Origin of the sequence: Peptoanaerobacter stomatis (assembly GCF_000238095.2) — a bacterium.
Classification (GTDB): Bacteria; Bacillota; Clostridia; order Peptostreptococcales; family Filifactoraceae; genus Peptoanaerobacter; species Peptoanaerobacter stomatis_A.
The window spans coordinates 243,187-255,493 of record NZ_JH815226.1 but is presented as its reverse complement, the minus strand read 5'-3'; the positions used below and the strand labels follow the sequence as shown (position 1 = coordinate 255,493).

The window sequence follows — 12,307 nt, the reverse complement described above, 5'->3', positions numbered from 1 at the left end:
GATTTATATAGGTTTTAAATACATTTTCATTTTTAAAAATCTTAAAAAATAAAATTTAGAAAAAATTAAATGGAAACGTAGTATATTATTTTATTAAGAGTTTTGCTCTTAATATTGGTATATAAAATATATATAAGGGGGATTTTAATTTGAAAACCAATAAAATAATATATGGAGCACTATTTATAACTATGATAGTGATTTTTGAAAGACTATTTTCAATACAAACTCCAATTGTGAGAATAGGATTTAAATTTTTACCGGCAATGCTTTCAGGTATGTTTTTTGGACCGCTTATAGCAGGTACCATATCGGCAATGGCTGATATAATAGGTATTAATCTTTTTCCGTCAGGCTTTCCTTATTTTGTAGGCTTTACTATAAGCGCATTTTTATGTGGACTTATATACGGTACAGCGTTTTACAAAAAGGAGTTGACAAACAAAAATATAATAATAGCTGTAGTATTGAAAGTTATAATAGTAGATTTACTTTTGACTACTTTGTGGGTTTATATGACAACAGGAAAAGGAATAATGGTTGTATTACCTGCAAGAATCGTAAAATGCTTGATATTTATACCGGTTGAAGCTATGAGCTTTATGATAGTGTCAAAAGCACTTACAAAAAACAGCATATTTAGAAAAGTGATTAATGGCGGGCAATATTTTTAATAAAAACTGTCATAGTAAATTTTATTATGGGATTTATCAGTATAATTAATAAATTAAAAAAGTTGTGGCTAAATAGCTATGATTTGTATATATAATATTAAAAATTAATTAAACAGGAGAACATTATGTCAAACGTAAAAAGCGATATAGAAATAGCACAAGAGTGTAAGATGCAACCTATAACAGAAGTTGCTAAAAATTTCGGATTATCAGAAGATGAATTGGAACTTTATGGAAAATACAAAGCAAAAGTATCTTTCGAAGCAATAAAAAGATTAGAAAATGAAAAAGACGGTAAATTAGTTCTTGTTACAGCTATAAGCCCTACACCTGCAGGTGAAGGAAAATCAACAACTACAATAGGTCTTGGACAAGCACTTAATAAAATAGGCAAAAAAACTTTCATAGCACTTAGAGAACCTTCATTAGGACCTGTATTCGGAGTAAAAGGTGGAGCAGCAGGCGGTGGATATGCACAAGTAGTACCTATGGAAGATATCAACCTACACTTTACAGGAGATATGCACGCAATAACAGCTGCAAACAACCTACTTTCAGCAGCTATAGACAACCACATAAATCACGGAAATACACTTAGAATAGACTCAAGACAAATAGTTTGGAAAAGAGTTATCGATATGAACGACAGAGCTCTTAGAAACGTAGTAGTAGGTTTAGGTGGAAAAGCTTGCGGATTTACAAGACAAGATGGATTTATGATAACAGTTGCATCAGAAGTAATGGCTATACTTTGCCTTGCGTCTGACCTTATGGACTTAAAAGAAAGATTAGGTAAAATAGTAATAGCTTATAACCTTGATGGAGATCCTGTAACAGCAAAAGACATAAATGTTCATGGTGCAATGGCTATGTTATTAAAAGAAGCTATAAAACCAAACATAGTACAAACATTAGAAAATACACCTGCACTTATCCATGGTGGGCCTTTCGCAAACATAGCACATGGTTGTAACTCTCTTATAGCTACAAAATTAGGACTTAAATTAGGAGATATATTAGTTACAGAAGCAGGTTTCGGTGCTGACCTTGGAGCAGAAAAATTCTTAGATATAAAATGCAGATACGGAAAATTAAAACCTGATGCAGTAGTTATAGTTGCTACAATAAGAGCATTAAAAATGCACGGTGGAGTTAAAAAGACAGAACTTGGTGCAGAAAACTTGGAAGCTCTTGATAAAGGATTTGCAAACTTAAAAAAACAAGTAGAAAATATGAGAAAATTCGGCTTACCTGTATTAGTAGGTATAAACAGATTTATCAACGATACTCAAGCTGAAATAGATCTACTTACTAAAAAATGCCAAGAATTCGGTGTAGAAGTATCATTAAATGATTGCTGGGCAAAAGGTGGCGAAGGTGGAATAGAAATGGCTGAAAAATTAGTTAAGATATTGGAAAACGAACAGTCAAATTACAAACCTTTATATGATGAAAATCTAAGTGTAGCAGATAAATTAAATACAATAGTAAAAGAAATATATGGAGCAGATGGAGTAGTAATAGAAGCTGAAGCCAAAAAACAAATCAAGAAGTTAGAAGAAATGGGATTGGATAAATTACCTATATGTATGGCAAAAACTCAATTCTCATTCACAGATGATCCAAATGTAATGGGAGCTCCTACAGGATTTAAGATAACTATAAAAGATGTAAGAGTATCAGCAGGAGCAGGATTTATAGTTTGCCAAACAAGCAACATAATGGTAATGCCTGGCTTACCTAAAGTACCTGCAGCAGAAAAAATGGATATAGATGAAAACGGAGTAATAACAGGATTATTCTAATTAAAATAGGAGATAAAAATGTTAAAAGAATTAAGCGTAAAAGATTTTATATATGAAACAGCATCAGATTCTCCCGCACCAGGTGGCGGAAGCGTAGCAGCACTTAGTGCAGCAAGCGCAGCGGCACTTATAGAAATGGTGGCTAATCTTACATTAGGTAAGAAAGGCTATGAAGAAGTTACAGCAGAAATGGAAAATGTCAAAAAAGTTGCAGGAGAATACAAAGAAAAATTCATAAATTATATTGATGAAGATTCAGACTCATTCAACAAAATAATGGCAGCATTTAAATTGCCAAAAGATACAGACGAGCAAAAAGCTGAGAGAACAAAAGTTGTTCAAGAAGCGTTTAAGGGAGCTGCAACAGTTCCGCTAAATGTAGGAAAAGACGCATTTGCACTTTTAGAATTAGCTAAGACAGTAGTTTTAAAAGGAAATCAAAATGCCGTAACAGACGGAGCTGTAGCAGCAATGCAAGCAAGAACAGCAGTTCATGGAGCTTTCTATAATGTAAAAATAAATTTAGGCTCTATAAAAGATGAAGCATTTGTTCAAAATACAAACAGCCAAATGAAAGAAATAGAAGACAAAGTAGACTCAATAGAAAAAGAAATATTGTCAAAAGTTAATCTATAATAATATAAAAAAACTCTTTATCAATTTAATTTTGGTAAAGAGTTTTTTTGTATAAAGGAAACTTACGGATATTATTGGAACTTCAAAAAGGCTACGTCTAAATGTTTCAATATAAAAAGGTATAGACACTTTTGTTTTCTTCCATTATTGTTTATTACTTTTAATTTCATATTTATAGCTTTGTATAATCGTAATAGTGTATCTTTATCTTATTTTTATTTAGTTGTTTTTGCATTTCGGTAATCTCGACTTCGGTTCTCTTGGATTTTCCTACCATAAAGGCTTTATTTTTTCCATTTTTCATTACTAACTCTATATGATATCTATCTCCATTACCACCTCTGCCTCGTAGCAAGTAAATTGTAGCTTTACTTATATTTTTCAGCAAAATTTTTCGATTTCCGGGAACAATACCGCTGTGAATGTAGAAAAATCCGTCTGCAATTTTATGTGATGAGCAAAAACTGCCACCACTTTGAATTATAATAGATATTCTTCTATAAATAACAATTGATGCTAAGAGCACAAGTATAATAACTGTTGTTCGAACTATATCATATGAAAAGACATCTTTCATGCCTACTAAGAAATAATGTAGTATCATTATTTTACCACCTAAATAATATATATATTCGTTGTTTTAAATACATAAAAGGCTTCTTTTGAAGTCACATAACCATAAAATTTTAATATCTTATATGAACCAATCTTTACACGCTATTTCTAATGATTTCTTTGACAATGGAGATTTTTTGTTCTCAACATAAACACTAATGTTTGTAAAATAGCTTAAAATGAAAAGTATTCATAATTTATACTAATACTGGCTCAAATAGATACTATGTTCAAATCCCTTAAAGTTATACTTTTGAGCATATCTTTTTTAAAAGGTATTATATATTATTTTTCTATTTTGCACCGTTATTTCATAGAAGTTTAGTAATAACTCTTTGTATCAACGCTATGGTTGCTAGATGAAAGGACTAAACATTATGGAGTGCTCGCTATAAAAATTACCATTGTTTGTTAAATTGTATTGTCATTTCTACATCGAAATTTGTCAATATCTGTTTTTATATTCACATTTTGCCAAGTCTGTACATTTTTTTATAAAATCTGTTTTTGCATTTGTATATCCATCTCTATCATGTTCAAATTTTTTCCAAAGAGATAGTTTTAATGTTTCGTATTCTTTAGCTATTTCCTCATGTTCATTAAGATAATCTCTAAAAAACAGTTCATCATTATCTCCGGTAATTCTAATATGAAGATGGAATACTTTTTTTGCAAAACCTTGTTCTGTATATCCTTTGTTGAGTGTAATTCGGTTTTCGGTATTGTTCATACATAACCAATCATTATTTATAAGGATATCCTTAATAATATCTAAATCAGACTTGTTGTTTACTTCAAGTAATATATCTACAATATTTTTCGACCATATTCCTAAAATAGCGGTGCTTCCGATATGATTTATTCTTTTTATACTTTTACTTGGCACTGTTGCTAAAATAGAGTTTTTTTCTTCTTCATACCATTTTGTCCACTCTGTATTATGTTCAACTAAAAATATCGGAAATAGTTGCCAAAGTTCTTGTAGGCTCATTTCTCCAAATTTTTTCTTCATACTTACCCCTTACAATTTTGTATTTATCTTTCATTTTCAAGAATTTCTGCTATTTTTTCAAATGTATTGCCGTTTCTAATTGTAATTTTCTTATAAAAATCTTGCTTCATTAATTTTTTATGGTAGGTAGTTTTTAGATATTCTGATTCATCATATTTACCCCAAAATACTGCGTGTCTCCCGACATGGACTATTTCATTGTGAAATGTAGCTTTATCTATAAAGTCAAGAATCTTTGATTTATCCAAGGTACACGAAAAAAATAAGACATCTCTTCTTGCCAGCTCTTGCTCCCACCAGTCAGGTAATTCTGATTTTTCTTTTAAAAACTCTTCTTTGCTGATTAAAGCAAAAGGGATAGAAAAGTCGTAGTTAGTTTCTAACAAATATCTTATCTTGGAGATACAGCTTTCGCAGTTTTGGACACTACTGAAAAATAAATTTCCGCTGTTGATATAAGAATCAACATCTTCAAATCCGGCATTTAACAATAATTCTTTTAAATCACTCATAGATACCTTATTCTTGCCACCCACATTTATGCCACGCAATAAAAGTATATATCTCAAAATTGACCTCCATAAATTTTATTCTGCAAATATGATTTTTTTTCTGATTTTATCTACTTCCTTAAACGTAATTTTTTGTTTTTAAGGTATTTTTTCCTTTTAAGCTTATATACATAATAATCGTTTCTCTAAAACATAGTGTATGAATTTACGCTTTCACAAGTTAAGAGAGTAATATTTTCAATTAAAATATAATTTGCCGGCATCTTAATATCAACATTATTCAGATGTAGACCTCGTTTACAATACATATTATCATTATAAAGTGCCTTTAATAAAGATAATTCTTCCTTTTTATCTATAAGGTTTCATGAACTAAAAGAAGATGTAGTAGAATTATTTGAAAAAATAGCTAACGAGTAATGCTGTCTATAAAATTGTAGTAGACAAAAATACAATTTTAGGATAGATAGCTATAGAAAAATATTATTATTTCAATGATAGATAACATATAGTTTCGCAATGATAACTGTTTGGAAACATGTCCACGCCTTTTACATTTTTTATCTCATATCCGGATTCTTTTAATATTATTAAGTCTTGTACGAGCATTTTTGGATTACATGATATATATAATATTTCTTTTGCATTAAAATCTATTATATCTTTTAGAGCTTTAGGGTTTATCCCTGCTCTTGGAGGGTCTAATATGATAAGCTCGGGATTATCGCTTAATTTAGAGACTTCTTCTTTTACATCTCCTGCTATAAATTCAACGTTTCTTATATTATTTGCGATTGCATTTTTCTTTGCCATTTCGACGGCTTCTTCGATTATCTCTATTCCTATCACTTTTTTTGCTCTTTGAGACATACTTATACCGATTGTTCCCGTACCGCTATATAGGTCAAAAATAAGATTTTTTTCTCCATCGATCATATTCATAGCTGTTTTATACATAACTTCGGCTCCTTTTGTGTTAGTCTGGAAAAAAGAAAATGGTGAAATTTTAAATTTTTTATCTAACAATATATCGTAAAAATAATCTCTACCATATAGAATTTCAATTTTTTCTGGAGTAACCGTATCTGAAAAAGAGTCATTTAAAGTGTGTAATATTCCAACTATATTGCCGTTTAATTCAATATTTGCCAATATATTAATATAGTCTGTTAAATCAAAATCTATTTGGCTTGTTGTCACTATGTTTATTAACAGTTCTCCTGTGTTTATCCCTTTTCGTATTACTAAATGTCTTAAATATCCTTCGTGGCTCATTATATGATAGTGTGGTAGACCTTGTTTTCTGAAATATTCGCCTGTTGTTTTTAAAATTTTTCTGTAATCTTCATCTATTATTTTGCAATCTTCTACATCAACTATACTCATGGATGAATTTTTTCTGTGAAGACCTATAAGCAAATCTCCGTCTTTTTCTTCATTTCCAAATGTAAACTCCATTTTATTTTTGTATTCTTTTTGTATAGGGCTTCCTACTACATCAATGTTTTCTATTTCTGTATGTCCGAATTTGTGAAACAGTTTTAATAATTGTTCGGCTTTCAATTTCAGCTGATTTTCATAGCTGACACTTAGCATGGTGCAACCTCCGCATCTGCCAAATTTACTACAGACATCTTCTGTTTCAAGATATGATTTTTCTGTTACTTCAAGTATTTTAGCTTGAATTTTGTCTTTTCTTTTTTTTTGTATTACTGCTTTCACTTTTTGACCGATAATGCCACCTTTCATTGTAACTTTCTTGTCAAACTCTGTGAGATTTAAAGATTCTCCGCCAAATACCATTTCATCTATGTTGAACTCAATTATTTGCTTATTTTTCATTTAAACTCCTTATTTATTATTCAATAATGTTTTATTATTATTATATTTTGACAGTTTATAGTATAATTTTTATTGAATATTTGCATTACTTTACAAGTATATCAATATATATAACAGATTGCAATTATATATTGAAAATTATAATTCTATGCACTATAATTTTAAGTAAGCTTATTGAATTTGATAAAATTTCAGTGTAGAGTGAAATAACCGACATTTTAAAGATAATATAACAGAGTTTTATATAGTAAGAGTATTATATTAAATGGAGGAGCAATCGATGTTTTGGGACAAAGTTGCAAGATTTTATGATATTTTTGAAAAATTGTATAACGGAGAAGTAAATTGTAAACTTGTTATTGCAGTGTCAAACATGATTGAATCAGGTGACAGAGTACTTGAATGTGCATGTGGGACAGGTATGCTCAGTAAAGGGATAGCTCTAAGATGTAAAGAGCTTATAGCTACTGATTTTTCTGATGGAATGCTTAAACAGACAAAGAAAAATTGTCAACATATGAATAACGTGAAGATAATAAAAGCTGATATAATGAGTCTGAATTTTAAAGATGGCGAGTTTGATAAGGTTGTTGCCGGAAATGTAATACATCTGCTGGACTATCCATATGAGGCATTGACAGAATTGATACGAGTTTGTAAAAATGGAGGAAAGGTGATAGTCCCTACATATGTAAATAATGAAAATGTCGGAAAAACTAACCTGTTTGTTCGCTTGCTTAAAAACTTAGGAGCTGATTTTAAGAAGCAGTTTAATTTTAAATCTTATATTGAATTTTTTAAAACAGCAGGCTATATTGAAAATGTCGAATATATTTTAATTGAGGGCAAAATGCCTTGTGCAATTGCAATAATAACTAAAATAGGTTAATTAAAAATTTTAAAATATAATATAATGCTATAAGGGAGGTAAAACATGGAAAAATTTACTTTTGCATTCATACCTAAAAATGTTGAGGAGTTAAAGACAATTCCTCAAGCTACATTGGATTCTCCTTACAAAACAGCGGCGCTTTCATTATTGGTGCTTTGTAATTATGAAAACAATGTTGAAGAAACTCATGCAATGTTGGATTTTTTGAGAGGTCCTGATCCGCTTACACCGATGGCAAAACAGTTTTTAAGAGATCGCTTGAGAGGGAAAAATTATAAAACTTTTTCTTTCTTTGAAGGAGCTTATAAAACTAACAATTATACGCCTTCTATGCCATATACAATAACAGTTACAGAGAATCCATATTCTTTTCCTGAAGATAATTGGGCTACACTTTATGTAAAAAGCGGAGGTGCTGATTCTCTAAGACCGATAAAACTTCGTAAAAAACCGTCTACAGGTCAATGGTTTATTAATGATATACAATGTCTTTCTGACATTAGACTTCCTGAATCTGAAGATCCTTGGGCATAGATAAAAAAGTATTGACAAATTAAATCGTTGCAAAAGGAGAGCGCTATATATGATTAGAAGATTTGAGAAAGTATGCGGAAAGTGTGTTGAAATGATTTACGGTCAAAAAAGACTTGGTTATAGTATTAGTGATACAGTTGGTTTTTATGATATGTTTGAATTGCAAAAAGAAGGCGAATGTCAAGGTTCTGACATTATATTTTATGATTATGAGAATGGTAAGGTTTATGAACCGTTTGAAAAAGAAAAAAATGTAATTTATGATAAACCTATGTATGCTAAAGGGGCTTATTATTTTTTGAAAGGGGATTTCAATAAAAATATAATGACTCTTTTCAAATATTTACCTGGTAATTTGCCTGAAAAAATAACAGAGCTGAAGATGGATGAAATAAATTTGTATAATCTAAAAATTATTGGAGATGAAGTATATATTATCAGCGAAGATGAGTATATAGTATCTTATTATCCTAAAAGATTTCAATTTCAATTGGAGCCTAATGAATGTGTTTTGCTGATTGATAGCGATAAAGTATTTATAGAGGCTTGGATTGAAGAGGGATGGGACGATGAAAAACACTGTGCTACTTATGAATATAAATACTATCATAAATTGATTGTCAAAGACTTTTTCGGAAACCTATTATCCGAAGAGATAGGTTCATTAGATCAAAATCCGGATGGAAATTGGTGGATTTCATAAGATTAAAAAGAAAAAATATATTTAGATATGTATGAAAAGTGATGATTGCAATATAAATTCCCACTTTTCATACATATTTTTATAGGAGACATAATAAATTCTCTTTGATACACTTATACTGATTATTTTTCAATGACAAACGAAATATAGTATTTATATTATTTTACTAAATAATCAGTTAATAATATAAAATGATACATACAATTATTTATTGATAAATTCTTTTAAAAATTGTTCACCCGTACCGTATTTTTCATATACAAAGTCAATATCTTTATCACCACGACCTGAAAGATTTACAAGTATGGATCCTGAATTTTGATTTTGAGCATATTTTATTGCATATGCCAAAGCATGTGAGCTTTCTATTGCCGGAATTATTCCCTCATAACGAGATAGTAAGAAAAATGCTTGCATAGCTTCTTCATCATCTACAGCTTCGTATTTTATTCTTCCACATTCGCTCAAATATGCGTGTTCAGGTCCGACAGACGGATAGTCAAGTCCGCTGGCTATAGAGTAGACAGGCAACGGTTCTCCATTTTCATCCTGTAAAAGCATGCTTTCAAAACCATGAAGAACTCCTTTTTTACCGAATTTCATACTCGCTGCATGTTCTCCTATTCCTGTTCCTATTCCAAGCGGTTCTACACCGACAATATCAACCGGTTCTGACAGAAATGCTTCAAACATTCCTATTGCGTTAGATCCTCCTCCAACGGCAGCACAAACGACATCAGGTAAAATACCTGTCATTTCTTTGAATTGTTCTTTTGCTTCAATTCCTATAACTGATTGAAAATCACGAACCATCATAGGAAATGGATGAGGGCCGACAGCGGAGCCTATACAATATATTGCATCTTCATATTCTTTTAAATATCCTTCAAATGCAGCATCTACGGCTTCTTTTAATGTTTTGAGTCCATGTGTTGCAGGAATTACATTTGCACCGAGCATTTTCATTCTTATTACATTAGGGTGTTGTTTTTTTATGTCAACTTCTCCCATGTATATATCACATTCCAATCCAAAGTAGGCAGCAGCAGTAGCAAGTGCAACACCGTGTTGTCCAGCGCCTGTTTCGGCAATGAGTTTTTTCTTACCTAAGAATTTAGCAAGCAAACCTTCGCCCATACAATGATTTAGTTTATGTGCACCGGTATGGTTAAGGTCTTCTCTTTTAAGATATATTTGGCATTTTCCGAGCAATGAAGATAAGCGCTCACAATGATAAACAGGGGTAGGTCTGCCTTGAAACTCTTTTCTGATGCGTCTTAATTCATTTATAAAACGTGCATTATGGCAGATTTCCAGATATGCCTGTGTAATTTCTTTAAAAGCAGGAACTAATTCAGGAGGTAAAATCATTCCTCCGTATTCACCGAAATATCCCTTTTCATCAGGAAAGTTTTTTAAATAGTTATCAAAATCACGATAAGTTTTCATATTATTAAATCCTTTCATAATTAAATAAAAAAAGTCTTATCTCATAGAAAATAATAATTCAATGAGACAAGACGAAATATCCTGCGGTACCACTCAAATTGATGCTTAAAAGCACCCACCTTTAACACGTACTGTCATACGCTCCGCTTAATAACGACTGCGGTTGCCGTCGATTGCTACTTAGGTTTAATCCTGTTCGTTCGCCCTCATAAGTCCATTCGGTATATAAATATCTGCTATGTTCTCAGCCTCCACAGCTCTCTGTAAGTTATTGTTATGTACCTACTATTCTTATTCAAAGGTTTATGCGTCTAATATTAACATTTTAAAATTTTCTTGTCAAGCTGTTATTTTAAAAATAACTTTCATATACAGTTTTATCAAGTTTAATATGTTATATTGGAATATTATATAAAAAAATTTATTAGGAAAATAGCATAAACTTATACTGTTTTCTAATAAAATTATGGATAACTTACATTGTAAACCTAAAATATAAATAGTTTATTGGAAAAATTAACTATTATAAATTTTCATTATTCTATAAGATTTTAATATTAGAGCATACAAGTTTTAAGTATTTTATATTATCTTGAAAAATGCAATTATAGATATTCAATTATAAATAGTTTGGAAAAATAAAAAATGCTATAAAAGCCGAATATATCTTGACAATTTAGACAAAAAATTATATCCTTATATAAAGGAAATAGATTTCCGAATATAAATATTATATTAATTTAAGCTTATTTGAAAGGAACATATTTGAATGGATACCTTAAATATATTCATACTTTCGGATTCTCTCGGTAATACCGCTGAGCATGTTGTAAAAGCGGCAATGTCACAGTTTGAAGCTAACGATTTTGTAATGAGAAAATTTTCATATATTACTGATGTATCTATGTTGGGAAATATATTTGAAGAAATTAAATCTCAGAAAAAAGCTATTATATTATATACTATAGTACATAAACAAATAATAAGTGAAATAAAGAATTTTGCGTCAAGAGAGAATATAAAAGAGATAGATTTATTGTCTCCCATAGTATCTTCTATACAAGATATAACAGGTCTTGTTCCTCTTGATAAGACAGGTATGCTAAGAAAACTGAATGATTTGTACTTTAAAAGAGTAGAGTCTATAGAGTTTGCGGTAAAATATGATGACGGAAAGGATCCAAGAGGAGTTTTGAAGGCAGACTTGGTAATACTTGGAATATCAAGAACTTCAAAGACACCGTTATCAATGTATCTTGCCAATAAAAATATAAAAGTGGCAAACATACCTTTAGTGCCTGAGTCTACACCACCAAAAGAAATATATCAGGTACCGGCACAAAAAATAATAGGGCTTACAAATTCTCCTGAAAAACTCAATGAAATAAGGACAGAAAGACTTAATGCACTTGGCTTACCGACAGGTTCAAGCTATGCAGATATGAATAGAATACTTGAAGAAATTGATTATGCTGAAACAATCATGAAAAAGATAGGGTGTCCTGTTATAAATGTTGCAAATAAAGCCATAGAAGAAACAGCAGAGATTGTAATTTCCTATTTAAAAAGAAATGGGGTAAAGATAGATAATGAGATAATATAGTTTAAATTATGTAGATTTTAATACTATTTT

At 30.4% G+C, this 12,307-nt stretch carries 12 protein-coding genes and 1 other annotated feature; of the genes, 7 read left to right on the top strand and 5 right to left on the bottom strand.

The window, feature by feature from the left end:
* The first annotated feature begins 149 nt into the window (after nt 1–149).
* The 3 genes from HMPREF9630_RS09410 (at nt 150) to HMPREF9630_RS09400 (ending at nt 3,115) form a co-directional block, all read left to right on the top strand.
* Nucleotides 150–674, top strand: coding sequence for a folate family ECF transporter S component (locus HMPREF9630_RS09410; protein WP_009525132.1), 525 nt, complete (start codon nt 150–152; stop codon nt 672–674).
* A 125-nt stretch (nt 675–799) separates the two neighbouring features.
* The gene (locus HMPREF9630_RS09405) at nt 800–2,479 is read left to right on the top strand and encodes a formate--tetrahydrofolate ligase (protein WP_009528224.1); all 1,680 of its coding nucleotides are present in this window, start codon (nt 800–802) and stop codon (nt 2,477–2,479) included.
* 18 nt (nt 2,480–2,497) lie between these two features.
* On the top strand, nt 2,498–3,115 hold the full coding sequence (locus HMPREF9630_RS09400; RefSeq protein ID WP_009528223.1) for a cyclodeaminase/cyclohydrolase family protein: 618 nt from the start codon (nt 2,498–2,500) through the stop codon (nt 3,113–3,115).
* Between the two features lie 172 nt (nt 3,116–3,287).
* Here HMPREF9630_RS09400 and HMPREF9630_RS09395 read toward each other — a convergent pair whose 3' ends face one another.
* The 4 genes from HMPREF9630_RS09395 to rlmD all read right to left on the bottom strand — a co-directional run bounded on the left by HMPREF9630_RS09395 (nt 3,288) and on the right by rlmD (nt 7,096).
* On the bottom strand, nt 3,288–3,719 hold the full coding sequence (locus HMPREF9630_RS09395; protein ID WP_009528222.1) for a hypothetical protein: 432 nt from the start codon (nt 3,717–3,719) through the stop codon (nt 3,288–3,290).
* 456 nt (nt 3,720–4,175) lie between these two features.
* Complete coding sequence (locus HMPREF9630_RS09390; RefSeq protein WP_009528221.1) at nt 4,176–4,742, bottom strand: GrpB family protein; 567 nt, start codon at nt 4,740–4,742, stop codon at nt 4,176–4,178.
* Nucleotides 4,743–4,765: 23 nt separating this feature from the next.
* Nucleotides 4,766–5,311, bottom strand: a complete 546-nt coding sequence (locus tag HMPREF9630_RS09385; protein ID WP_009528220.1) for a DUF1697 domain-containing protein — start codon at nt 5,309–5,311, stop codon at nt 4,766–4,768.
* 429 nt (nt 5,312–5,740) lie between these two features.
* Nucleotides 5,741–7,096 carry a 23S rRNA (uracil(1939)-C(5))-methyltransferase RlmD gene (gene rlmD / locus HMPREF9630_RS09380; protein ID WP_009528219.1) on the bottom strand — a complete coding sequence of 452 codons (1,356 nt, stop codon included), beginning with the start codon at nt 7,094–7,096 and terminating at the stop codon, nt 5,741–5,743.
* A 280-nt stretch (nt 7,097–7,376) separates the two neighbouring features.
* Here rlmD and HMPREF9630_RS09375 point away from each other — a divergent pair, with 280 nt between their 5' ends.
* Genes HMPREF9630_RS09375 through HMPREF9630_RS09365 form a run of 3 tightly spaced genes read left to right on the top strand, consistent with a single transcriptional unit; the run spans nt 7,377 to nt 9,225 of the window.
* Nucleotides 7,377–7,985, top strand: a complete 609-nt coding sequence (locus HMPREF9630_RS09375) for a class I SAM-dependent methyltransferase (RefSeq protein WP_009528218.1) — start codon at nt 7,377–7,379, stop codon at nt 7,983–7,985.
* Between the two features lie 45 nt (nt 7,986–8,030).
* Entirely contained in the window at nt 8,031–8,522 is a 492-nt protein-coding gene (locus HMPREF9630_RS09370) for a DUF6935 domain-containing protein (protein ID WP_009528217.1), read from the top strand.
* 49 nt (nt 8,523–8,571) lie between these two features.
* Nucleotides 8,572–9,225, top strand: coding sequence for a hypothetical protein (locus HMPREF9630_RS09365; RefSeq protein WP_009528216.1), 654 nt, complete (start codon nt 8,572–8,574; stop codon nt 9,223–9,225).
* 204 nt (nt 9,226–9,429) lie between these two features.
* On the opposite strand, the gene trpB is transcribed toward HMPREF9630_RS09365, so the two are convergent.
* A complete protein-coding gene (gene trpB, locus HMPREF9630_RS09360; protein WP_009528215.1) occupies nt 9,430–10,674 on the bottom strand; it encodes a tryptophan synthase subunit beta in 1,245 nt (414 codons plus the stop codon).
* A 64-nt stretch (nt 10,675–10,738) separates the two neighbouring features.
* Nucleotides 10,739–10,982, bottom strand: a binding site (T-box leader).
* A 461-nt stretch (nt 10,983–11,443) separates the two neighbouring features.
* Here trpB and HMPREF9630_RS09355 point away from each other — a divergent pair.
* Nucleotides 11,444–12,277, top strand: a complete 834-nt coding sequence (locus HMPREF9630_RS09355; RefSeq protein ID WP_009528214.1) for a pyruvate, water dikinase regulatory protein — start codon at nt 11,444–11,446, stop codon at nt 12,275–12,277.
* Nucleotides 12,278–12,307 lie beyond the last annotated feature (30 nt).

Coding starts and splice junctions, on each gene's coding strand:
- HMPREF9630_RS09405 (WP_009528224.1), top strand. CDS start 800: ATGTCAAACGTAAAAAGCGATATAGAAATAGCACAAGAGTGTAAGATG.
- HMPREF9630_RS09355 (WP_009528214.1), top strand. CDS start 11,444: ATGGATACCTTAAATATATTCATACTTTCGGATTCTCTCGGTAATACC.
- rlmD (WP_009528219.1), bottom strand. CDS start 7,096: ATGAAAAATAAGCAAATAATTGAGTTCAACATAGATGAAATGGTATTT.
- HMPREF9630_RS09365 (WP_009528216.1), top strand. CDS start 8,572: ATGATTAGAAGATTTGAGAAAGTATGCGGAAAGTGTGTTGAAATGATT.
- HMPREF9630_RS09375 (WP_009528218.1), top strand. CDS start 7,377: ATGTTTTGGGACAAAGTTGCAAGATTTTATGATATTTTTGAAAAATTG.
- HMPREF9630_RS09395 (WP_009528222.1), bottom strand. CDS start 3,719: ATGATACTACATTATTTCTTAGTAGGCATGAAAGATGTCTTTTCATAT.
- HMPREF9630_RS09370 (WP_009528217.1), top strand. CDS start 8,031: ATGGAAAAATTTACTTTTGCATTCATACCTAAAAATGTTGAGGAGTTA.
- trpB (WP_009528215.1), bottom strand. CDS start 10,674: ATGAAAACTTATCGTGATTTTGATAACTATTTAAAAAACTTTCCTGAT.
- HMPREF9630_RS09400 (WP_009528223.1), top strand. CDS start 2,498: ATGTTAAAAGAATTAAGCGTAAAAGATTTTATATATGAAACAGCATCA.
- HMPREF9630_RS09390 (WP_009528221.1), bottom strand. CDS start 4,742: ATGAAGAAAAAATTTGGAGAAATGAGCCTACAAGAACTTTGGCAACTA.